Genomic DNA, 20,302 nt, shown 5'->3' on the forward strand with positions numbered 1-20,302 from the left:
CTTCATCCGTGAGGGTGACAAGCGCTAAGGCGTTTCGATTCGAGGCGCGTCACTGCAGCACACTGGCCCAGCGACGGATCAGGGGAGGAAGCCATGGGACAGCCAGCACGCTGCACCGCTCGCCGCCGGAGGCTGGGCGCCGAGCTGAGGGCGCTCCGGGAGGCCGCGAACGTCTCTGCCGAGGAGGCGGCAAGGGCCATTCACGGTGACAAGTCGAAGATCAGCCGGCAGGAGACCGGTCGGCATCGCGTGACCCGGCTCGAGCTGGACGCGCTACTGGGCCTGTACGGTGTCGGGGACGATAAGCGGCGCCAGTGGCTCATCGCCCTGGCCGCCGATGGCGGCAAGCGAAGTTGGTGGCGCCAGCACAGCGACATCCTGCGGGACGAGTTCAAGGAGTTGCTGACGCTGGAGTCCGACGCAGCGAGGATCGCGACCTTCCAGACGCAGGCCGTGCCCGGACTGCTTCAGACGCGCGAATACGCCACCGCCGTCATCTCCGGTTCCCCTCAGCAACTGTCCGTAGAGAAACTCGACTTCTACGTCGACTTCCGCATCAAGCGGCAGGACATCTTCTGTGGCGAAAGGCCGCCACAGTATCTGGCCATCCTCCGCGAGGGCGTCCTGCGTCAGCAGGTCGGAGGCCCGGAGGTCATGGCCGCGCAGTTGCGACACCTGATCGCCGTGAGCCGGCCGCCCGACGTGACCATTCAGGTCATCCCCTTCTCCGAGAGCTCGTTCACAACGACCGGTGGTTCCTTCGTCCTGTACTCCTACCCGGACCCACTGGACTTCGACGTCGTACAGGTCCCGTACCTCGACGGTGTGCTGTACCTGGAGGAGGATGACACCGCGGCGAAATACCGGCGGGTCTTCGACGCCCTCCGGGCCTCGGCCTTGTCTGCCCGGCAATCCACCGAGTTGCTCGCATCGATCGCCTCTGAACTTGAACGCGAGTGAGGTCCGTTCGTGATACGTCACCATTTACCTCTCCACCAGTGGCGCAAGTCCTCCCACAGCGGGGACGAAGAAGCCCAGTGTGTCGAGGCGCAGCCGACCGACGACGCCCTGATCGCCATAGGCGACAGCAAGAGCCGTGCCCGTGGCGCATTCGTCTTCACCCCGGCGGCATGGTCCGCCTTCACCGGCGCAGTCGATCGCGGCGAACTCGACCCGCGCTCCGCGCCTCCGGGCCAGGCACCCGGATAAATCGGAGGTGCGGTCGAGGGGACCCGCGCTACCGTGTGGGGGACGTGTGGATCCGGAACGGGAACAGAGAGGCAGGCGGGGCTGATGACCGCGCTCAGGGCCGTCGTCGCGGCTCGCACCGCCCTCACCGGCCTCGTGCCTCGGGCGACGGCCTGACCCTGCCATCCCGCCTCGCCCAGAGCGTGAGCTCGCGAGGCCGTTCCCACACGTACCCACCATGAAACGGACGGTCACCCCGTCATGCGTACACCTCACACCTGGCTCACCCGCGCCGAGACCGGCGCCGACATCCCCGTCATCCGTGAGATCGCCCTCGCGGCCTTCGAGACGCCGCTGGAGGCCGACCTCGTCGACGCGCTGCGCGCCGACTCCGCCTGGATCGACGGTCTGTCCATCGTCAGCACCGACGAGGACGGCACGGTCGTCGGGCACGCGCTGCTGACCCGCTGCCACATCGGCGACACCCCGGCCCTGTGCCTGGGGCCCGTCTCCGTACGGCCCGAGTACCAGAGGAGCGGCGCCGGATCGGCCGCCATCCGGGCTGCCCTGCGGGCGGCCAAGGGCAGGGGCGAGCGGTATGTCACCGTCCTCGGGCACCCGGCGTACTACCCGCGGTTCGGGTTCGGGCGGGCCTCCGCGCACGGCATTCGCGTGAGCATGGACGTCCCGGACGAGGCCATGATGGCCATGGCCCTGGACGAGGCGCACCCGCTGCCGGGTGGCACCGTCCGCTACGCGGCTCCCTTCGGGATCTAGCGGGGCAGCGGCGGCCGGTCACTCCCAGTCCGGCCGCCGCTGCCGGTGCAGCACGATGAGGGCGAGCCCGGCGCCGGCGGTCATGAGCGAGGCGCCGATCACCATCTCCGTGCTCATCGGGGGGCCGCCCCGGGCCAGCTCGTGGCCGTCGCCGGCGACCGCGGTGCCGGGGGAGGGGGCGATCGCGGGTGCGCCGCCCCAGCCGTCCGGCACGGGTACGTCGAGCGCGTCGGCGTCCGGGGCCCCGGCCTCGGGCGTGGGGCCCGTGCCGCAGTCGGGGAGGCGGCCGGTGAAGGGGTAGGCGTGGACGGCCTGGCCGGTGGCGCCCGCGACGGACTCGTGGACGAGGGAGCCGGCGGTGAAGAGGCGTCCGTTGAGGCCCGGCAGGCTCAGGTGGGTGATGCCGGAGCGGCGGCCGACGAGGACGGAGCCGTCGAGCTGGCCGGTGCCGACCAGACGGACCTCCTTGGCGTCGGGGAAGTTCCACAGCAGCCGGTCCCGCCGCACGCCCGCGAGCCGGGCGGTGGAGGTGTTGAGGGTGTGCACGTCGTTGCCGGGGCCGGAGAGGTTGATGAGTACGGTCGCGTCGGCGGGGATGCGTTCGAAGGTCAGGTTCTGCGGTCCGCCGCCGGGGGCGGTGAGGTCGAAGGGGACGTTGAAGACCTGGAGGGCGGCGGAGCCGTCACCGGTGAAGACGGTGGCGGGGCCCTTGTTGACGGCGGTTCCGGTGGTCTTGCGGGCGACACCCTTGTCGTAGGCGTAGCAGGTGCTGGTGGAGGTCAGTTGCTCGCGCGTGCCCTGGTCGGCGGCGACCGCGGAGACGTCGCGCGCCGCCTTCGGGCTCACCGTGCCGGGGCCGGGCTGGTTGCCGGCGTAGGTGACGGTCCCGCTGACCGGTCCCTCCTCGGCCACCAGCCGCTGACCGGCGGCGAGCTTGAGGTCGCCGCCCACGCGCAGGAAGGGCGATCCGTTGTCCGGCGGCACGCGGGAGCCGAGGCCGAGGACCCCCACGTTGTAGGCGGGGGGCGTCCCGGCGGCCTTGGCCAGGTCGAAGGTGCCGAGGACGACGATCCGGCCCTCGGCCCCGGCCGCCGCCTGGCGCACCGTGTAGTCGCCGCCGACGAAGACGTTGACGCCGTTGTCCCGGCCGGCGAGGGGACCGCTGTGCGGGTCGGGGTACGCGCCCGGGCACGTACCCGGCACGCACGGGCCCGGCCCGGCGGCATCCGCTTCGCCGGGGTCCAGGTTCGGCGCGGTGAACGCGCCGGCCAGCAGCGTGCCCCCGATGGCGGCCAGCGTGGCCAGGACGGTGGCAGCCGGACGGGACACCCGGCGTCGCCCGCATCCGTTCTGAGACATGTCCGAAAATATGCCTAATCCGGGGGGAGGAAGCCGGCAGCACACGCGGCTCTCCCCCCGGACGGCCCACAGCGGCGTCGGCCGGGCGGGTCACGCGTCCTTCAGCAGCTGCCTCTGCCGTCCCAGACCGTCGATCTCCAGCTCCACCACGTCCCCGGCCCGCAGATACGGCTTGGGCTCGGGCCGCCCGACCGCCACCCCGGCCGGAGTGCCGGTGTTGATGACGTCGCCCGGGTACAGGGTCATGAACTGGCTGACGTAGCGCACGAGGTAGGCGACCGGGAAGATCTGCCGCGCCGTGCTGGAGTCCTGCATCAGCTCGCCGTTGACCCACAGCCGCAGGCCCAGGGCCTGCGGGTCGGGGACCTCGTCGGCGGTCACCAGCCAGGGCCCGAGCGGGTTGAACGTCTCGCAGTTCTTGCCCTTGTCCCACTGCCCGCCGCGCTCGTTCTGGAACGCCCGCTCGGAGACGTCGTGCGCCACGGCGTAGCCGGCCACCGCGGCCAGCGCCTCCTCGTCCGTCCGCAGATAGCGGGCCGTGCGGCCGATGACGACGGCCAGCTCGACCTCCCAGTCGGTCTTCTCGCTGCCGCGTGGCACGAGCACCGTGTCGTCCGGGCCGACGACCGTGTCCGGCGCCTTCATGAACACCACCGGCTCGGCCGGTGTCCGCACCCCGGTGGCGGCCACCAGGTCGTGGTAGTTCACCCCGATGCCGACGATCTTGCCGATGCGGGCGAGCGGCGGGCCCACCCGCAGCCCCTGCCCGTCCAGGGCGGGCAGGATCCGGGCCCCGACGGCCGCCCGGATCCGCGACAGCGCGGATTCGTCGGCGAGCAGCGTCCCGTCCACATCCGGCACGAGCGCCGAAAGGTCGCGCAGTGTCCCGTCCTCGTCCAGCAACGCCGGGCGCTCCGCCCCGGCGGGCCCGACTCTCAGCAGCCTCATCGTTCCAACTCCCGAAGTCTTCCGTCGGCCCCGGATGATCGTCCAAGAACGGAGGGTCTCTCCACAAGCCCCCTTTCGGTCGGCGGACCAACGCGTGGCAGAAGACCGCCCCCTGCACCGGCCCCCGTGCCGGGACCGCCGCTAGCTCCTGCCCGGAGTGCGCAGCGGCTGCAGATACGCCCGCTCCAGCGCCGTCCACGTCGTGGTCGTCACCAGGTACAGGCCCGCCGCCAGCGGCACCACGGCGGCGGTGACCAGCGTGCCGAAGGAGAGCAGCGGCATCACCTTCGCCATCGCCGCCATGCCCGGCACCGGGGTGTCCCCCGCACCCGGCAGCGGCAGCGCGGCCGTGGCCTTCCGGTTGCGCACGTACGTCCACGTGGCGACGGCGCCCACCAGCGCGAACAGGCCCAGGTACACCAGCCCGTGCGGCCCCACGAGGCCGCCGTCGCCCAGCGCGTCCGCCCACCGGTCCCCCAGCGGCGCGCCCAGCAGCGTGTGCTCCAGCAGATTCCCGCCGTCGTCGCCGCTCGAGAAGAGGTGGTACATCACGTAGAACACCGGCAGCTGAGCCAGCATCGGCAGACAGCCCGCCAGCGGCGACGAGCCGGCCTTCGCGTACAGCTCGGCCGCCTCCCGCTGGAGCCGCTCGGGGTTCCTCGCGTGCTTGCGCTTGAGCTCGGCGAGGCGGGGGACGAGCTCGGCGCGCGTCCGCTCACCCCGGGCGGCGGACCGGGTGAGGGGATGCAGCGCGAGCCGCACCAGGCAGGTGAACACCACGATCGCGGCAGCGGTCGACGAGGCGCCGAAGGCCACGTCGAGCCCGTCCGCGAGGTGGGTGAGCAGGGAGCCGAGCGAGGTGAACAGGGGCGAGAAAGACATGGTGAGCCCTCCACGGGTCTCGTCTTGCCGAAGGAAGCCGTAAGCGGGGAATTCGGCGTGACGAGCCGCGCGGGCGCGCAGCCCTGGGGAGAGCCCACCCAAGGGCAGCCCCGGGAATCAGGGAGCGGGAGCGCCTACGCGGCCGTCGGGAGGGGACGACCGGGCGCCCGGGGCCGGCGTCGGCCCCGGGCATCGGGATCGCGCTGGGCCAGGAAGGCCGTGCGCAGCTCCCGGTCCCGTATCGCGGTGCGTATGCGGGTCGGCGTCAGCGGGCCGGCCGTGCGCGCGGCGGCGACCGCGCACAGCAGCAGGGCCGCCGTGGCCGCCACGGCGGTGGCCGCCGCGAGGGCGACCACGCTCACCAAGCCGCTCTGCGCGAGCAGCAGTTCGCAGAGCAGGAGAAGGAGCACGCTCATGTGCGTACGGACGACGTCACGCATCATGCCCCTCCCCTCGACCCGGGCCAGCGGCCCGTTCAATCGTTCGTACCGATGTTAGACCGAGCCACTGACAACGGTCTTCCCCGGGGCCGTCCCCGGCTCCGGATCCACCGCCAGCACCTGCTCGTCGGGCCGCTTGTCCGCCGGTCGCGGACCCCACCACGACACCGCCACGGCCACCGCCACGTTCACGGCCAGGGCCAGCGCGCCCGCGTTCACCCCCCACACCGGGTCGTGTTCGGTGAAGACCAGCCCGCACACCAGCGCACCGCCCGCCACCAGCCCGCCGACCGCCCCCCACAGCGTCAGCCGCCGCCACACCAGCCCCAGCAGGATCATCGGCACGAGCTGCGCCATGCCCTCGTACGAGATGAGCGACAGCCGCACCAGGGTGTTCGGCTCGGTGTACGTCAGCACCAGCGCCAGCGCGCCGGACGCCACGACCACGACCTGCGCCGCCACCTTCTGCCGGTCCGGCCGGCCGGCCAGCGCGGGCACGGCGCCCAGCACGCTCCTGCCCCACATCGTGCCGATGACCAGCATGAACACGGCCATCGGCACGATCGACGACAGCGCCGCCGCCACTCCGATCACCCCGACCGCCCAGGCCGGCAGCGAGTCGACGACCAGCTTGAACAGCGCCAGGTTCGACCCGGCCCCCGTCAGCCCCGGCACCACGAAGAGCGCCGCCAGCCCCAGCAGCATCGGCACGAACAACAGCACGTTGTAGAACGGCAGCAGCATCGCGTTGCGCCGCAGCGCATCGGCGTCGCGCGCGCTCAGATAACCCGCCACGGTCGTCGGGAAAATGACGACCGTCAGGGAGTTGAGGAAGCTGGTCGTGACGAACCACGTGCCGCCCAGCCCGCTGCCGCCGTGCCCGGTGAACGTCAGCCAGTCCGGCTTCTCCGCCACGATCCGGTCCAGGAAGGGCCCGTAGCCGTCGAAGTAGTGCAGGGGAACGTAGAGGGCCAGGAAGCCCAGTGTGGCGATGACCAGCACGTCCTTGAGGACCGACACCCACGCGCTGCCGCGCAGCCCGCTCACCACCACGAAGCCCGTCGTCACCGCGAAGGCGATGAAGTACGCCCAGTTCAGGCTGATCGCGCCGTACGAGATCGTCGAGACGACGACGCCCATCCCCGTGATCTGCAGCTGGATGTACGGCAGCAGGCACACCGTCGCCAGGACGGCCACCACCGCGCCGAGCCACGGCCTGTCGTAGCGGTGCGCCACCATGTCCGTGATGTTCACCAGGCCGTGGCGCCGGGCGTACGACCAGAGCATCGGGCCGACGACGTAGCCGATGGCATAGCCGCAGGAGAGGTACGCGATGACGTACAGCACCGGTGCGCCGTAGTTGTAGCCCCAGCCGGCCGCGCCCAGGTAGCTGAAGCTGGTGTAGCCCTCGCCGGCCATCAGCACCCAGATGAAGACCGTGCCGAGGCTGCGGCCGCCCACCGACCACTCGGCGAGCCCGCCGCTGCCGCCGCGCCCGCGCACGGCGAGGAGGCCGAGGACGACGGTGAGGACCATGAAGCCGCCGAAGATCGCCGACGCGACGGCGGCGTCGGCGCTCACGCCCGGCCCCGCTTGCGGTCGCCGCGCCAGGCGAGGAAGACGGCCGCCGGGGTGAGGAGGGTGGCCAGCAGGAGCCAGAAGAAGAGGAAGGGGAGGCCGAGGACGGTGGGGTGGACGCGGTCGGCCAACGGCAGGGCGGCCAGGTAGAGCACGTAGGGGGCCAGGAGCCACAGCAGCGTGGGACGTTTCTTCAACACGGCGTCGACCCTAGGTCGTGACCGGCGGTTCGCTCCCCGCCGCACGCGCCGACGCGGGGAGCTACGCTCCCAGCAGCCTCGACGCCGAGTAGATCAGCAGGCCCGCCAGCGCGCCCACCACCGTGCCGTTGATGCGGATGAACTGCAGGTCCCGGCCGATGTGGGCCTCGATCTTGCGGGAGGTCTGTTCGGCGTCCCAGCCGGCCACCGTGTCCGTGATCAGGGACGTGATCTCGTCCCGGTAGGTCGTCACCACATAGACGGCCGCGTCCTCCAGCCAGCCGTCGACCTTCGAGCGCAGGCGCTCGTCGGCCGTCATCCGCGCGCCCAGCGAGAGGATCGAGGCGCGGGTGCGCAGCCGCAGCTCGCTGCGCTCGTCCTCCGCCGCGGCCACGATCATCGCCCGCACCGAGGACCACGCCGAGGCGATGATGTCCTGGACCTCGCCGCGGCCCAGCACCTCGGCCTTGAGCCGCTCGACGCGCGCCCGCGTGTCGTCGTCGGTCTGCAGGTCGTGCGCGAAGTCGGCGAGGAAGCGGTCGACGGCGCCTCGGGCCGGGTGGTCGGGCATGTCGCGCATCTCGGTCACGAAGCGCAGCAGTTCCTTGTAGACGCGCTCGCCGACCTTGCGGTCGACGAAGCGGGGCGTCCAGCCGGGGGCGCCGCCCGTGACCGCGGCCATCACCGAGTCGCTGTGCAGCACGAGCCAGTCGTGGGCCCGTACGCACATCAGGTCCACCACCTTGCGGTGGCCGCCGTCGGCGACGACCTTCTCCAGCATCGTGCCGATGCCGGGCGCGATCTCGGCGGCGTCCGCCCGGCGGGTGATGGCCTCGCCGACGACGGCCTGGACGTCGGAGTCGCGCAGCACCTTCAGCGCGCCGCGCAGCGCCGTGGCCAGTTCGGCGGTCACCCGGTCGGCGTGCGCCGGTTCGGCGAGCCAGAGCGCGAGGCGGGAGCCGATGCCGACCGCGCGCAGCCGCAGGCGCACCACGTCGCCGGAGAGGAAGTTCTCGCCGACGAAGTCGCCGAGGGTCTGGCCGAGCTGGTCCTTCTTGGTGGGGATGATGGCGGTGTGCGGGATCGGCAGGCCCATCGGGCGCCGGAACAGCGCGGTGACGGCGAACCAGTCGGCGAGCGCGCCCACCATGCCCGCCTCGGCCGCGGCCGCCACATAACCGGCCCAGCCGCCCGCGCCCGCGGTCTGCGCCCACTTGGCGAGGGCGTAGACGGCCGCCACCACGAGCAGCAGGCTGGTGGCGAGCGCCTTCATCCGGCGCACGCCGCGCCGCTTCTCCTCATCCGCCGCGCTGTAGGTGAAACCACCGGTCCGGGCGGGCATCACCCCATCGGCGGCAATCGCCTCGCCACCAGCGGCAGGCGGCTCCTGTCCATGGGAGCGTTTCATCCACACCACCACCCGTTCCGGCTGTCCTCACGTGCATTGTCCCTACCCGACCGACTCGGGGAACGGCCGAAGAGTTCCCCGCGTCTGACAAGTCGCCCATGACATGTCACGAGCACGCGCTGCGAGGCCCTCGTCCTCCCGGCCGGCCAGGCCACCCGGAGCGGTATGCTCCGCCCTTCCCCAGGAGACGTCCGCCATGAACAGGCCACCTCTGTCACGCGGTGCGGTATACGCCGTGCTCGCCGCACTGGCAGCCGTGGTGACCGCTGTCGCGGCGGTCATATGCGCCGGGGCCGGCGGCCCCGCCGGCCGGCCCGGGGCCGGGCCGCACGAGACGCCCGGCTCCGCCGCGCCCGCCGCCTCGGGCAGCTGGGTGGGCGCCTGGTCCGCCTCGCCGGCGGCCGCCGAGCCGAAGAGTGTCCGCGGTTACGCCGGACGGTCCATCCGCAACGTCGTGCACACCACCCTGGCCGGCACCAGGGCCCGCATCCACCTCTCCAACCTCTTCGGCGATGCGCCCCTGACGATCGGCCATGCCTCGCTGGCCGTCGCCGCCGGCCCGGCCGGACCGGCCGCGGCGCCCGGCAGCATGCGGGCGCTGACGTTCGGCGGCCGGCCCGCGGTGACGATCCCCGCCGGGCGGGCGGCCGTCAGCGACCCGGTCCACCTGACGGTCGGCCACGGGGCGGACCTGCTGGTCACCACGTACTCCCCCACGCCCTCCGGCCCGGTCACCTACCACCCGCACGCCCGCCAGGTCTCCTACCTCGCGCAGGGCGACCGGACCGAGGACCGCGACGGCAACGCGTACACCGCGAAGACCCCGTACTGGCGCTACGTCACCGGCGTCGACGTGTGGAGCACCGAAGCGCACGGGTCGGTCGTGGTCGTGGGCGACTCCATCACCGACGGCGTCTCCTCGACCGTGGGCGCCAACCACCGCTGGACCGACTTCCTCGCCCGCCGGATGCGCGACGAGCCGGGCGCCCCCCGCTACGGCGTCCTCAACCAGGGCATCAGCGGCAACCGCGTCCTGCTGGGCGGCGTGGGCGCCGCGCCCCGGAACAACCCCAGCGCGCTGGAGCGCTTCGACCGCGACGTGCTCTCCCGGACCGGCGTACGGGTCGTCGTGGTCGAGCTCGGCGTCAACGACATCATGCGCCGCCCCCGGCAGACCGACCCGGCCCGCATCACGGCGGGGCTGCGGGAGCTGGTCGCCCGGGCGCACGCGCGCGGGCTGCGGGTGATCGGCGCGACACTGGCGCCGTTCGGCGGGCGCGTGGGGGTCGGGCAGGAGCAGGAGCTCGTACGGCAGGGCGTGAACGCCGAGATCCGGCGGGGGGACGTCTTCGACGACGTCGTCGACTTCGACCGGGCGCTGCGCGACCCGGGGAACCCCCGGCGGCTGCTGCCCGCGTACGACTGCGGCGACCACCTCCACCCGAGCGACGCCGGCTACCGGGCGATGGCCGCCGCCCTGGACCTCGACACGCTGAGGGGCCTGCGCCCGGCGGCGGCGCTCTGAGGCGGGGCCAGGGCCCAGGGCCCCGCAGAAACGATCAGTCCAGCTCCTTGCCGCCGCCGCGGCGTTCCTCCCGGTCCAGCCGCCGCTCCTCGCGCCGTTCCTCCCGCAGCCTCTTGCGCTCGGCCTTCGTCCGCTTGCGCTCGACGCCCACGCCGCCCCAGAAGGCGAAGCCGGTGATGCGCACCCGGGGCGAGCCCGGCGTGCCCGGGCCGGTGGCCTTGTCGTCGAAGCCGCCCATGATGCCGATGCCGCCGACCTCCACCTCGAGGTCCGGCGGGACGTCGACCTGCATCCCGCCCATGACGGCGATGCAGCGCACGACCACCTCGCGGTCCTCGAAGCGGGCCTCGCGCAGGTCGATGTGGCCGCCGCCCCAGAAGGTGAAGGCCGTGAACCGGCGGGGCACCGTCCAGCCGCCGCGGCGCTGGAAGCCGCCCATGACGCCGATGCCCACCGTGGACGTCGGCCGGCCGCCGATCCGCTCGGCCCAGCCGCTGTCGCCCACGGCCGGGGCCGCGGGGGCGGCGGCCCGGGACGGCACCGGCAGGTCCCGTACGAGCGGCTCCAGCTCGGCGTGCGTACGGGCCTTGTACGCCGCCTCCAGGCGCTCCCCGAACTCCTCCATGTCCAGCCGGCCCTCGGCGACGGCCTCGCGCAGCGCCTCGGCAATCCGCTCGCGCTCCGCGTCGGAGGCTCGCATCTCAGGAAGTTCGCTCATCATGGCGAACAGCCTATTGCCCGGCACCGCGCGCCTACAGCGCCCGGCCGCCCGCGTACATCTTCGCGATGACCTCTTCGATGTCCGGTTCGCGGACGGAGAGATCGACCAGCGGATAGCGCTCGGCGACCTCCGCCACGATCGGCGCCGCGCTCTGCGTGGCGGCGAACGCCAGCCACTGGCGCGGGCCTTCGACCTTCACCGTGCGGGCGCCTTTTACACCGTCAATGGGCGGAAGCTCTCGTTCCAGGTCGACGACGAGCATCCGCTCGCTCTCCCCCACCGCGTGCAGGCCGCCCAGCCCGCCGTCGTAGACCAGCCGTCCGCGGTCGATGACCATCACCCGTTTGCACAGCTGCTCGATGTCGGTCAGGTCGTGCGTGGTGAGCAGCACGGTCGTGCCGCGCTCGGCGTTGACCTCCCGCAGGAACGCGCGCACCTTCGCCTTGCTGACCACGTCGAGGCCGATCGTCGGCTCGTCGAGGTAGAGCACCTCGGGGTCGTGCAGGAGCGCCGCCGCGATGTCCCCGCGCATCCGCTGCCCCAGGGAGAGTTGCCGCACCGGGACCTCCAGCAGCTTGCCCAGGTCGAGGAGTTCGACGCAGCGCTCGAGATTGGCGTGGTAACGGCCGTCGGGAATGCGGTACATGCGGCGCACCAGGCCGTAGGAGTCGCGCAGCGGCAGGTCCCACCACAGCGTGGTGCGCTGGCCGAAGACCACCCCGATGCGGCGGGCCAGCCGGGCCCGGTCGCGCGAGGGATCGATGCCCGCGACCCGCAGCCGACCGCCGCTGGGCGTCAGGATGCCGGTCAGCATCTTGATGGTGGTGGACTTCCCCGCGCCGTTGGGGCCGATGTAGCCGACCATCTCCCCGCGCGGGACGCGGAAGCTGATGCCGTCCACCGCGCGCACCTCGTGCCGCTCACGGCGCAGGAATCCCGCCTTGCGCCGCACGTCGAAGACCTTCTCGACGCCGTCGAGCTCGATGAAGTCGTCCACCGCCGCACCGCCCCTTCCGCCCGCCGCCCGTCGCGGCCGTCAACTTCCCGTACTCCGGTATCCACGCAGCCCCGCCCGCCAGGCCAGCCCCGCCAGCGCGCAGCACACGAGCGCCACCAGCGGCGAGGCGAAGTCCACCCAGCCCGGCAGCCCCAGCGGATCGTCACGGCCCAGGATCCGCAGCGCCGGCAGCCAGTTGACGAAGGCCAGCGGGATGACGAACGTCACCCCCCGCACCAGGTCCGTGCCGAACACCGTCGGCGGGTACTGCAGCATGGTCGTACCGCCGTGGGTGAAGGCGTTCTGCACGTCCGACGCGTCGTTGGCCCGGAACTGGAACGCCGCCCCCACGACGAAGACCGCGCCGAAGATCACCGCACCGCTGACCAGCGTCACCGGCAGGAGCAGCAGCGTCACCGGCGTCCAGGTCACGTCCAGCCGGTACAGCGCCCATGCCAGCAGCAGCGCGCCCTGGGTCACCCGGCCCAGCCGGCGCAGCGCGAAGCGGTCCGCGGCCGCCTGCGCCAGGACCGGCACCGGCCGCACGAGCAGGGTGTCCAGCGTGCCGTCGCGCACCCGGCGGCCGAGGCGGTCCATGGTGCCGAGGGCGAGGTCGGCCAGGCCGAAGGCGGTGCTCGTGGTGCCGTAGAGCAGGGCCACCTCCGGCAGGGTGAAGCCGCCCAGCGCGTCGATGTGCGAAAACATGATCAGGATGCCGACGAAGTCCAGTGCCGTCGCGGCGAAGTTGCCCAGCGCCATCATCACGAAGGACGTGCGGTAGGCCATCGTCGACCGCACCCACATGCCGACGATCAGGCCGTAGCCGCGCACACCCTCGTACGCACGGATCGCCGGCGCCGCGAAGGAGCCGGCCGCGGGGATGTCAGCCACCCTGCACCACCACCTTCCGCGTGGCCAGCGTCTGCACCGACCGCCCCACCGCCAGCAACACCACCGCCCACGCCGCCTGGAACCCCAGCGCCCCGGCCGTACCGCCCGCGCCGCCGTGCCGCCCCAGCAGCACGTCCGCCGGCACCTGGAGCATGGCCGCCCACGGCAGCAGCCGCACCGTCTCGCCGAACGCCCCCGGGAAGACGGTCAGCGGCAGCAGCGTCCCCGAGAAGAAGACGCACAGCAGACCGCTCAGCATGTTCACCCCCGAGCCGTCCAGCAGCCAGAAGGCGCACAGGCCCACCAGATAGCGCAGACCGAAGCCCACGACGATGCCGAGGAAGACCGACAGCAGGAACGTCAGCCACACCAACGGGTCGGACGGCAGCGCCAGTTCGAAGGCCAGCGCCCCGACCGTCAGCGGCACCACGCCACGCCCCAGCAAGTGGAACGCCGCCCGCCCCAGATCAGTGGCCAGCCACCACCACTGCAGATCCGCCGGCCGGTACAGGTCCACGGCGATGTCACCGGAACGGATCCGCTCCTGCAACTCCTCCTGGAACCCCCCGCTGATCAGGCTCGAGGCCGCCAGCAGCGACTGGGTGACCCATACGAACGTCAGCGCCTGGGACTGGTCGTAGCCACCCAGATGGGGACGTTCGTTCCACAGGGCAATGAAGGTGTACGTGACGATGAAGCCGAACACCGTATTGGTGAAGACCCCGGCCGCGGTGGCGACCCGGTAGGTCGCGTACCGCCGGAAGCTGCTCACCGCGACGGCCGGATACAGCCGCATCCCTGTCGCCTCCCACCCCGTCGAACCCCCGTGACGACCACCGCCCGCCCGCCACCGGACAGCATCGGAGCAGCCCCGGACCAGCCTTGAGACCAGCCCTGAAACCAGGACCGAAAACAGCACCGACCCGCCGCGACCCCCGAAGCGCAGGAGCCTAGCCGCACACCTCGGCCCGGAACCACGGATTTTCACCCCATGGAGTGGTCCGCCTGGCCCGAACGGCCCTTACGGAGCCGTTCAAAGGTGCGCTACGCCCTTCAGCCGGAACGCATGATGCGACAGTGTCTTCCGGGGCCTTCGACGCAGGTCGGAACCGCCCGACACGACACCGCTCCGCCGCGGCCGCACAACCCCGGCGGCGGCCGAGGAGTCCCAGGAGACATGAGCGACGAGCAGTCACAGCAGCGGCGTCCCGCTGGTGGCGGCCAGGCGCCGCAGGGCTGGGCGCCGAGGACCGGCGCGCCCGGAGCGGCCGGAGCGGGCAGTCCGCCCGGAGCTCCCCGCACCCCCGCCGCCGCGGGCCCCGGCGGCCGGCCCCGGCGCACGGGCTGGCGCCGGCTCGTACCCACCTGGCGCATGGTCCTCGGCGGATTCCTGCTGATCGTCCTGATCATCGTGGCCGGCCTCGTCGCCGGCTACGCCCTGGTCGACATTCCCCCGGCCAACAAGGCCGCCGTCGCCGAGAGCAACGTCTTCCTCTATGCCGACGGCAGTCAACTCGCCCGCGACGGCGAGATCAACCGCGAGAGCGTGCCGCTGAGCAAGGTGCCCAAGGACGTCCAGCACGCCGTACTCGCCGCCGAGGACCGCGACTTCTACTCCGAGTCCGCCGTCAACCCCGAGGCCATGCTGCGCGCCGCCTGGAACACCGCCACGGGCAAGGGCAAGCAGTCCGGCTCCACCATCACCCAGCAGTACGTCAAGAACTACTACCTGGGCCAGGAACAGACCATCAGCCGCAAGGTGAAGGAATTCTTCATCGCCATCAAGCTGGACCGCGAGGAGAGCAAGAACGACATCCTCGAGGGCTACCTCAACACCAGCTACTTCGGCCGCAACGCCTACGGCGTCCAGGCCGCCTCCCAGGCGTACTACAACAAGGACTCCGACAAGCTCACCACGGCCGAGGGCGCCTACCTCGCCACCCTCCTCAACGCCCCCAGCGCCTACGACGTCGGCGCCCACCCCCAGAACAAGCAACGGGCCCTGGCCCGCTGGAACTACGTCCTCGACGGCATGGTCAAGAAGAAGTGGCTCGGCAGCACCGAACGCGCCGCGATGCAGTTCCCCATGCCCGGCAAGGCCAAGCCGCGCCTGAGCATGACCGGCCAGCGCGGCTACCTCGTCGAAGCCGTCAAGGACTACCTCACCAGCAACAAGATCGTCGACGAGACGACGCTGGCCACCGGCGGCTACCGCATCGTCACCACCATCGAGCGCCGGAAGCAGGACGCCTTCGTCGACGCCGTCCGCCGGGAGCTGATGGACAACCTCAGCGACGAGCGCCCGGTCGACCGGTACGTACGCGCCGGGGGCGCCTCCATCGACCCCAAGACCGGCAAGGTCGTCGCCCTCTACGGCGGCATCGACTACACCAAGCAGTACGTCAACAACGCCACCCGGCGCGACTACCAAGTCGGCTCCACCTTCAAGCCGTTCGTCTTCACCTCGGCCGTCGACAACGACGCCTCGACCCAGGACGGCCGCACGATCACCCCGAACACGATCTACGACGGCACCAACCGACGGCCCGTCCAGGGCAAGGGCGGCCCCGTCGGCTACGCCCCCGAGAACGAGGACGGCAAGTCCTACGGGCCCATCACCGTCACCAAGGCCACCGACCTGTCCGTCAACGCCGTCTACGCGCAGATGGCCCAGGACGTCGGCCCCGCCAAGGTCAAGGACACCGCCGTCGCCCTCGGCGTGCCCGCCGGCACCCCCGACCTCACCGCCACCCCCTCCATCGCGCTGGGCCCCGCCACCGCCAGCGTCCTCGACATGACCCAGGCGTACGCCACGCTCGCCAACCACGGCCGGCACGGCCCCTACACGCTCGTCGAGAAGATCTCCAAGGCCACCGAGGACGTCCAGCTCCCGGACCGCGACGACACCAAACAGGTCGTCTCGCGCGCCGCCGCCGACACCACCACCTCGATCCTGCAGAGCGTCGTCGAGAGCGGGACCGGCCGCCGCGCCCAGGCCGCGGGGCGGCCCGCCGCCGGCAAGACGGGCACGGCCGAGGAGGACAAGGCCGCCTGGTTCGCGGGCTACACCCCCGACCTGGCCACCGTCGTCGCCGTCATGGGCCAGGACCCCGACACCGGCACCGAGAAGCCGCTGTACGGGGCCGCCGGGGAACCCCGCATCAACGGCGGCGGCTTCCCGGCACAGATCTGGGCGGCCTACACCGCCGAGGCCCTGGAGGGCACCGACCCCACGGAGTTCGACCTGGAGCTGGAGAGCGGCGCGGGCGTCCCCCTGCTGGAGCCCTCCCCGACCACGGCGCCGCCGAGCCCCACCGCGCCGCCGACGCCCCTCCCGCCGACCGCCCCGCCCACGACCTTCGGACCGCCGGAGCCCCCGACGATCCCGGTGCCCCCGCCGGTCACCCCGCCGGGCTTCCCCACCCGGCTGCCCACCTTCGGGCCGCCCCCGCCGGACGAGGACAAGGAACGCCACCCGGCCGACCGCCGGGGCGGGGACTTCCTGGGATACGAATACTGACAGCGACGCACTGACAGCGACGCTCAGTGGCCCGACGTCACCTTCAGACCCACCACGGCCGCCAGCAGCAGCGCAATGAAGAAGACCCGTGCGGCGGTCACCGGCTCGCCCAGCAGGGTCATGCCGAGCACCGCCGCGCCGGCCGCGCCGATGCCGACCCATACGCCGTACGCCGTGCCGATCGGCAGCGTCCGCGCCGCCTGCGCCAGCAGCACCATGCTGGCGACGATGCCGGCGACGGTGAACACGCTCGGCCACAGCCGCGTGAAACCCTCGGTGAACTTCATGCCGATCGACCAGCCGACCTCGAGCAGACCGGCGACAGCGAGCAGGACCCATGCCATGACGGCACCTCCGGTGGAAACGACTCTCCAGGGGTGCGTCGTCTTGTCCTGACCCGGTACGGCGCGTCTCGTCGGGTATCTACGACCGTAGCAAACCCGGCGGGGGGCGCCCCCGGGCCCGGACCGGCTCTCAGAGGTCTCTCAGAGGTACAGCCCCGTGGAGTCCTCCGCCCCCTCCAGCCGCTCGGCCGCCACCGCGTGCAGATCGCGCTCCCGCATCAGGACGTACGCGACTCCGCGCACCTCCACCTCGGCGCGGTCCTCCGGGTCGTACAGCACCCGGTCGCCCGGCTCGACCGTCCGCACGCTCTGACCGACCGCGACGACCTCGGCCCAGGCCAGCCGGCGGCCCACCGCCGCCGTCGCCGGAATGACGATGCCGCCGGTGGACCGGCGCTCGCCCTCGGGAATGTCCGTCCGCACCAGAACGCGGTCGTGGAGCATCCGGATGGGCAGCTTGTCGTGCGTGGTATTCGTACTCACGCCACGACCGTACCTGTCCGCGCGGGAGACCGAGGCCACAGGGCCGTCATCCATGCCGAAGAGGCCACCGGCCACGGCTCCGCGCCGGCCTGCTACCTCTTACGGCGACGCGAGGCGGTCAGCAGCCCCACGACGCCCACCGCCACCATCGCCACCGGGACGATCCGCTCCAGCCGCGGCGAACCGTCCTCCGCCACGAACCGCGAGCGCACCTCGGAGACCACACGGTTGGCCGTCACGTACGCGCGCCCCGCCGTCTTGTCCACCTTCGACGCCACCTTGGCCCGGGCGTCCCCGATGATCGTCTTCGGGTGCATCCGCACCCCGATCTCGTCGAGCGTCACGGCAAGCTCCTGCCGCCGGCGGACGATGTCCGCCTCGATCTGCGCAGGGGTCCTGGCTTCCGCCACCGCGCTGCCTCCGTCTCGTCGATAAGCATGAAGAGTGATGACTACAGTCTGTCAGCTCCCCGGGCCCGGCGCCCCGCGGCACCCCCGATCCACGACCTGGCTACCCTCGGGACCGTAACCGACCACACCACGAGGAGAGCCGCGATGAGCGAGCGACTGCAGCCCGGCGACACCGCCCCCGCCTTCACCCTGCCCGACGCGGACGGCCGGCAGGTCTCGCTCGCCGACCACAAGGGCCGCAAGGTCATCGTCTACTTCTACCCCGCCGCCCTCACCCCCGGCTGCACCAAGCAGGCCTGCGACTTCACCGACAACCTCGACTTCCTCGCCGGCCACGGCTACGACGTCATCGGGATCTCCCCCGACAAGCCGGAGAAGCTCGCCCGGTTCCGTGAGCAGGAGTCCCTGAAGGTCACCCTCGTCGGCGACCCCGACAAGAAGGTCCTCGAGGCCTACGGCGCCTTCGGCGAGAAGAAGCTCTACGGCAAGACCGTCACCGGCGTCATCCGCTCCACCGTCATCGTCGACGAGGACGGCAAGGTCGAGCGCGCCCTGTACAACGTCAAGGCCACCGGCCACGTCGCCAAGATCATCAAGGACCTGGCGCTGTAGCTCCCCGCCCGCACGGCCTCCGGCCGGGTTCGTCCTCGGCCTCCGGCAGGTCGAGGACGGCCCTGGCCCCGCCGCCGTCCGCCTTCCCGAACGACAGCCGCGCCCCCAGCACCGCCGCCTGCCCCACCGCGATCGTCAGCCCCAGGCCATGGCCCGTACCGCGCTCCGGCGCCGCCGTACGGAACCGGCGCGGCCCCTGATCCACCAGCCCCGGCGGAAAACCGTCCCCGTGGTCCCGGATGACGATCCGGGTGCCCTCGACCGTCACCTCGATCGGCGGCCGGCCGTGCTTGGCGGCGTTGGCCAGGACGTTCACCAGGATCCGCTCCACGCGCCGGGCGTCGGTGGCCACGATCCGGCCCTCGCCGATCACCTCCACCGCCACATCGTCCACACCGCGCTGGCCGCGCGCCCGCTTGACGATGCCGCGCACCAGCGACGGCAGCTCCACCTCGTCCAGCTGCGCGCTCTCCACCCCGGCGTCCAGCCGCGAGACCTCCAGCAGGTCCTCCACCAGCGCCCGCATCGTCTGCGCCCGCTCCTGCACCATCTCCACCGCCCGCGGGTGCGGCAGCAACTCCGCCGACGCCACCAGACCCGCCACCGGCGTCCGCAGCTCGTGCGCCACGTCCGCCGTGAACTGCCGCTCGGCCGACACCCGTCCCGCCAGCGACGTCGCCATGTGGTGCACCGACCGGCCCAGCTCCGCGACCTCGTCCCGGCCGCCGATGTCCAGCGCCTCGGCGTCCGGCGCCTCGCCCGCCGCGATCCGCCGCGCCGCCGCCGCGCTCAGCCGCAGCCGCCGCGACAGGCTCTGCGCCACGAACCACGCCACCACCGCCATCAGCGCCACCGTCGCCGCGCCCGCCACCACCAGCGCCTTGTCCAGCGCGGTCTGCAACGGATCGCGGTCCGGGTACGACGCCGAGATCGACAGCACCTTGTCGTCCCCGACACCCGTCGCCGCCCACACCCGTGGGTCCTCGCCGCCGCTGATGTACGTCCCCGACTCGCCCTTCGCCACCGCCTGCGACAGCGCGAACGGCAACGTCGAGTCGTCCAGTTGCGCGCCCAGCGCGAGGGTGCCGTCCCGCTGGTAGATCTGCAGCGCCGAGCTCAGCAGCCCGTCCTGGTACGCCATGGCCTGGCGGTCACGTTCCAGACCCGAGATGTGATGCACGGCCACACCCAGGACCACGACGGCCAGGGCGGTGACGAAGGAGATCGCGAAGGCGATCCGGCCACGGATACCCATCACGCGATCGGAAGGACCTCTCGGGACTCCCCCGCCGGAGTGGCCCCCACGTACCGGACTTCGAGCGCGGTGAACGCCACCGAACCGTCCACTTCCTTCGGCCCGTACAGCCGCAGCCGCACGGGGAACGACTTCCCCGCCGCCGCCCCCGCCGCGTTCGTCGACACCTGCACCACGCCGCTGCCGGCCGCGCCGTCCGCCGCGTAGGCGTCCCACCGGATGTCGCTGGCCACGCGGCCCGAGGTGTTGCAGTCCAGGGTGATGATGGTCGGCTCCGGCACCGGCTCGCCCACCCCGCAGTCCCGCACCCCCGGCAGCTCCCGGGCGCCCGAGTCCTCGAGCTCCACCTGGGACTCCTGCCCGGACCCCGTCCGCTGGGCGGCCGCCGTCTTCGGCGCCTTGTTCACCACGCTCGCCCGGTCCGTGGCGTCCCCCAGCCACACCCCGCCGAGCACCAGCCCGGAGACCCCCAGAAAGATCGCCACCACGGTGCGCAGATGGGCCCCACGGGCCACGGCACGGTCGGTCATCGGCTCTCTTCCTCGATCACGTGCGGATCCTGCTTTCACAGGTCTGTCCCATTCCCCGCTCTGAGGGACGGTGAAAACAGGCGGCGCGTTCCCTTGCGGAGACACGTACCGCTACGATGACTGACGCCCGGCGGCCGTTGCTGAATTGGTATAAGCGAGGGTTTTAGGTGCCCTTGGGAGAAATCCCATGTGGGTTCGAGTCCCACCGGCCGCACGACAGGAAGGGCCACCCGA

The 20,302-nt window shown here is 72.1% G+C and carries 22 protein-coding genes, 1 tRNA gene and 1 riboswitch; of the genes, 7 read left to right on the plus strand and 16 right to left on the minus strand.

Translation table 11 applies throughout. The features are described 5' to 3' along the window. Window positions 1-93: 93 nt before the first annotated feature. From ABZ956_RS25420 to ABZ956_RS25430, 3 genes are all read left to right on the plus strand, one after another. Window positions 94-960: a helix-turn-helix transcriptional regulator gene (locus ABZ956_RS25420; RefSeq protein ID WP_361898000.1), complete on the plus strand. Its 867-nt coding sequence runs from the start codon at window positions 94-96 to the stop codon at window positions 958-960. 9 nt (window positions 961-969) lie between these two features. Continuing rightward, window positions 970-1,209, plus strand: coding sequence for a DUF397 domain-containing protein (locus ABZ956_RS25425; RefSeq protein ID WP_361898003.1), 240 nt, complete (start codon window positions 970-972; stop codon window positions 1,207-1,209). A gap of 240 nt (window positions 1,210-1,449) precedes the next feature. Next, window positions 1,450-1,965: an N-acetyltransferase gene (locus ABZ956_RS25430; protein WP_361898005.1), complete on the plus strand. Its 516-nt coding sequence runs from the start codon at window positions 1,450-1,452 to the stop codon at window positions 1,963-1,965. A gap of 18 nt (window positions 1,966-1,983) precedes the next feature. On the opposite strand, the gene ABZ956_RS25435 is transcribed toward ABZ956_RS25430, so the two are convergent. From ABZ956_RS25435 to ABZ956_RS25465, 7 genes are all read right to left on the minus strand, one after another. Next, window positions 1,984-3,324, minus strand: a complete 1,341-nt coding sequence (locus ABZ956_RS25435; protein WP_361898008.1) for a choice-of-anchor A family protein — start codon at window positions 3,322-3,324, stop codon at window positions 1,984-1,986. Window positions 3,325-3,414: 90 nt separating this feature from the next. Further along, window positions 3,415-4,272 carry a fumarylacetoacetate hydrolase family protein gene (locus ABZ956_RS25440; RefSeq protein WP_361898011.1) on the minus strand — a complete coding sequence of 286 codons (858 nt, stop codon included), beginning with the start codon at window positions 4,270-4,272 and terminating at the stop codon, window positions 3,415-3,417. Window positions 4,273-4,413: 141 nt separating this feature from the next. After that, on the minus strand, window positions 4,414-5,154 hold the full coding sequence (locus ABZ956_RS25445; RefSeq protein WP_361898014.1) for a YidC/Oxa1 family membrane protein insertase: 741 nt from the start codon (window positions 5,152-5,154) through the stop codon (window positions 4,414-4,416). A 134-nt stretch (window positions 5,155-5,288) separates the two neighbouring features. Further along, window positions 5,289-5,597 carry a DUF6412 domain-containing protein gene (locus ABZ956_RS25450; protein WP_361898017.1) on the minus strand — a complete coding sequence of 103 codons (309 nt, stop codon included), beginning with the start codon at window positions 5,595-5,597 and terminating at the stop codon, window positions 5,289-5,291. Between the two features lie 51 nt (window positions 5,598-5,648). Next, a complete protein-coding gene (locus tag ABZ956_RS25455) occupies window positions 5,649-7,130 on the minus strand; it encodes a sodium:solute symporter family protein (RefSeq protein ID WP_361898182.1) in 1,482 nt (493 codons plus the stop codon). 41 nt (window positions 7,131-7,171) lie between these two features. Further along, a complete protein-coding gene (locus ABZ956_RS25460; RefSeq protein WP_177337961.1) occupies window positions 7,172-7,372 on the minus strand; it encodes a DUF3311 domain-containing protein in 201 nt (66 codons plus the stop codon). Window positions 7,373-7,433: 61 nt separating this feature from the next. Further along, entirely contained in the window at window positions 7,434-8,714 is a 1,281-nt protein-coding gene (locus tag ABZ956_RS25465) for a DUF445 domain-containing protein (protein ID WP_361898020.1), read from the minus strand. 262 nt (window positions 8,715-8,976) lie between these two features. Between ABZ956_RS25465 and ABZ956_RS25470 the strand changes: the two genes are divergently transcribed. Beyond that, complete coding sequence (locus ABZ956_RS25470; protein ID WP_361898023.1) at window positions 8,977-10,305, plus strand: SGNH/GDSL hydrolase family protein; 1,329 nt, start codon at window positions 8,977-8,979, stop codon at window positions 10,303-10,305. 34 nt (window positions 10,306-10,339) lie between these two features. Here ABZ956_RS25470 and ABZ956_RS25475 read toward each other — a convergent pair whose 3' ends face one another. The 4 genes from ABZ956_RS25475 to ABZ956_RS25490 form a co-directional block, all read right to left on the minus strand. Continuing rightward, a complete protein-coding gene (locus tag ABZ956_RS25475) occupies window positions 10,340-11,026 on the minus strand; it encodes a DUF1707 domain-containing protein (protein ID WP_361898026.1) in 687 nt (228 codons plus the stop codon). 31 nt (window positions 11,027-11,057) lie between these two features. Then, on the minus strand, window positions 11,058-12,023 hold the full coding sequence (locus tag ABZ956_RS25480; RefSeq protein ID WP_361898029.1) for an ATP-binding cassette domain-containing protein: 966 nt from the start codon (window positions 12,021-12,023) through the stop codon (window positions 11,058-11,060). Between the two features lie 39 nt (window positions 12,024-12,062). Beyond that, window positions 12,063-12,827, minus strand: coding sequence for an ABC transporter permease (locus tag ABZ956_RS25485; RefSeq protein WP_361898185.1), 765 nt, complete (start codon window positions 12,825-12,827; stop codon window positions 12,063-12,065). Between the two features lie 79 nt (window positions 12,828-12,906). After that, window positions 12,907-13,710 (minus strand): ABC-2 family transporter protein, encoded by an 804-nt coding sequence (locus tag ABZ956_RS25490; RefSeq protein WP_361898032.1) that lies wholly within the window; start codon window positions 13,708-13,710, stop codon window positions 12,907-12,909. A gap of 576 nt (window positions 13,711-14,286) precedes the next feature. Between ABZ956_RS25490 and ABZ956_RS25495 the strand changes: the two genes are divergently transcribed. Beyond that, complete coding sequence (locus ABZ956_RS25495) at window positions 14,287-16,434, plus strand: transglycosylase domain-containing protein (RefSeq protein WP_361898188.1); 2,148 nt, start codon at window positions 14,287-14,289, stop codon at window positions 16,432-16,434. 23 nt (window positions 16,435-16,457) lie between these two features. On the opposite strand, the gene ABZ956_RS25500 is transcribed toward ABZ956_RS25495, so the two are convergent. The 3 genes from ABZ956_RS25500 to ABZ956_RS25510 form a co-directional block, all read right to left on the minus strand. Next, window positions 16,458-16,778 carry a multidrug efflux SMR transporter gene (locus ABZ956_RS25500; RefSeq protein ID WP_361898035.1) on the minus strand — a complete coding sequence of 107 codons (321 nt, stop codon included), beginning with the start codon at window positions 16,776-16,778 and terminating at the stop codon, window positions 16,458-16,460. A gap of 32 nt (window positions 16,779-16,810) precedes the next feature. Then, a riboswitch (guanidine-III (ykkC-III) riboswitch) is annotated at window positions 16,811-16,874 on the minus strand. A gap of 45 nt (window positions 16,875-16,919) precedes the next feature. Then, window positions 16,920-17,222 carry a co-chaperone GroES gene (locus tag ABZ956_RS25505; protein WP_049719557.1) on the minus strand — a complete coding sequence of 101 codons (303 nt, stop codon included), beginning with the start codon at window positions 17,220-17,222 and terminating at the stop codon, window positions 16,920-16,922. Window positions 17,223-17,353: 131 nt separating this feature from the next. Then, a complete protein-coding gene (locus ABZ956_RS25510) occupies window positions 17,354-17,671 on the minus strand; it encodes a DUF3618 domain-containing protein (protein ID WP_361898038.1) in 318 nt (105 codons plus the stop codon). Between the two features lie 144 nt (window positions 17,672-17,815). Here ABZ956_RS25510 and bcp point away from each other — a divergent pair, with 144 nt between their 5' ends. After that, on the plus strand, window positions 17,816-18,283 hold the full coding sequence (bcp, locus tag ABZ956_RS25515; RefSeq protein ID WP_361898041.1) for a thioredoxin-dependent thiol peroxidase: 468 nt from the start codon (window positions 17,816-17,818) through the stop codon (window positions 18,281-18,283). Here the strand turns inward: bcp and ABZ956_RS25520 are convergent. Both ABZ956_RS25520 and ABZ956_RS25525 read right to left on the minus strand, forming a co-directional pair. Further along, on the minus strand, window positions 18,264-19,538 hold the full coding sequence (locus ABZ956_RS25520; RefSeq protein ID WP_361898044.1) for a HAMP domain-containing sensor histidine kinase: 1,275 nt from the start codon (window positions 19,536-19,538) through the stop codon (window positions 18,264-18,266). The two genes, bcp and ABZ956_RS25520, sit on opposite strands and share 20 nt — an antisense overlap. After that, window positions 19,538-20,068, minus strand: a complete 531-nt coding sequence (locus ABZ956_RS25525; protein ID WP_361898047.1) for a hypothetical protein — start codon at window positions 20,066-20,068, stop codon at window positions 19,538-19,540. The genes ABZ956_RS25520 and ABZ956_RS25525 overlap by 1 nt, the downstream gene beginning before the upstream one ends. A 130-nt stretch (window positions 20,069-20,198) precedes the next feature. Here ABZ956_RS25525 and ABZ956_RS25530 point away from each other — a divergent pair. After that, window positions 20,199-20,282, plus strand: a tRNA-Leu gene (locus ABZ956_RS25530). Window positions 20,283-20,302 lie beyond the last annotated feature (20 nt).

Source organism: Streptomyces sp. NPDC046261, assembly GCF_040646235.1.
In the GTDB taxonomy this organism is placed as follows: domain Bacteria; phylum Actinomycetota; class Actinomycetes; order Streptomycetales; family Streptomycetaceae; genus Streptomyces.

What these genes read in the sequence shown, in the direction of transcription:
- ABZ956_RS25420 (WP_361898000.1), top strand. Translation starts at nt 94, where the DNA reads ATGGGACAGCCAGCACGCTGCACCGCTCGCCGCCGGAGGCTGGGCGCC.
- ABZ956_RS25430 (WP_361898005.1), top strand. Translation starts at nt 1,450, where the DNA reads ATGCGTACACCTCACACCTGGCTCACCCGCGCCGAGACCGGCGCCGAC.
- ABZ956_RS25435 (WP_361898008.1), bottom strand. Translation starts at nt 3,324, where the DNA reads ATGTCTCAGAACGGATGCGGGCGACGCCGGGTGTCCCGTCCGGCTGCC.
- ABZ956_RS25440 (WP_361898011.1), bottom strand. Translation starts at nt 4,272, where the DNA reads ATGAGGCTGCTGAGAGTCGGGCCCGCCGGGGCGGAGCGCCCGGCGTTG.
- ABZ956_RS25445 (WP_361898014.1), bottom strand. Translation starts at nt 5,154, where the DNA reads ATGTCTTTCTCGCCCCTGTTCACCTCGCTCGGCTCCCTGCTCACCCAC.
- ABZ956_RS25450 (WP_361898017.1), bottom strand. Translation starts at nt 5,597, where the DNA reads ATGATGCGTGACGTCGTCCGTACGCACATGAGCGTGCTCCTTCTCCTG.
- ABZ956_RS25455 (WP_361898182.1), bottom strand. Translation starts at nt 7,130, where the DNA reads ATGGTCCTCACCGTCGTCCTCGGCCTCCTCGCCGTGCGCGGGCGCGGC.
- ABZ956_RS25465 (WP_361898020.1), bottom strand. Translation starts at nt 8,714, where the DNA reads ATGCCCGCCCGGACCGGTGGTTTCACCTACAGCGCGGCGGATGAGGAG.
- ABZ956_RS25470 (WP_361898023.1), top strand. Translation starts at nt 8,977, where the DNA reads ATGAACAGGCCACCTCTGTCACGCGGTGCGGTATACGCCGTGCTCGCC.
- ABZ956_RS25475 (WP_361898026.1), bottom strand. Translation starts at nt 11,026, where the DNA reads ATGATGAGCGAACTTCCTGAGATGCGAGCCTCCGACGCGGAGCGCGAG.
- ABZ956_RS25485 (WP_361898185.1), bottom strand. Translation starts at nt 12,827, where the DNA reads ATGTGGGTGCGGTCGACGATGGCCTACCGCACGTCCTTCGTGATGATG.
- ABZ956_RS25490 (WP_361898032.1), bottom strand. Translation starts at nt 13,710, where the DNA reads ATGCGGCTGTATCCGGCCGTCGCGGTGAGCAGCTTCCGGCGGTACGCG.
- ABZ956_RS25495 (WP_361898188.1), top strand. Translation starts at nt 14,287, where the DNA reads ATGGTCCTCGGCGGATTCCTGCTGATCGTCCTGATCATCGTGGCCGGC.
- ABZ956_RS25500 (WP_361898035.1), bottom strand. Translation starts at nt 16,778, where the DNA reads ATGGCATGGGTCCTGCTCGCTGTCGCCGGTCTGCTCGAGGTCGGCTGG.
- ABZ956_RS25505 (WP_049719557.1), bottom strand. Translation starts at nt 17,222, where the DNA reads ATGCTCCACGACCGCGTTCTGGTGCGGACGGACATTCCCGAGGGCGAG.
- bcp (WP_361898041.1), top strand. Translation starts at nt 17,816, where the DNA reads ATGAGCGAGCGACTGCAGCCCGGCGACACCGCCCCCGCCTTCACCCTG.
- ABZ956_RS25520 (WP_361898044.1), bottom strand. Translation starts at nt 19,538, where the DNA reads ATGGGTATCCGTGGCCGGATCGCCTTCGCGATCTCCTTCGTCACCGCC.
- ABZ956_RS25525 (WP_361898047.1), bottom strand. Translation starts at nt 20,068, where the DNA reads ATGACCGACCGTGCCGTGGCCCGTGGGGCCCATCTGCGCACCGTGGTG.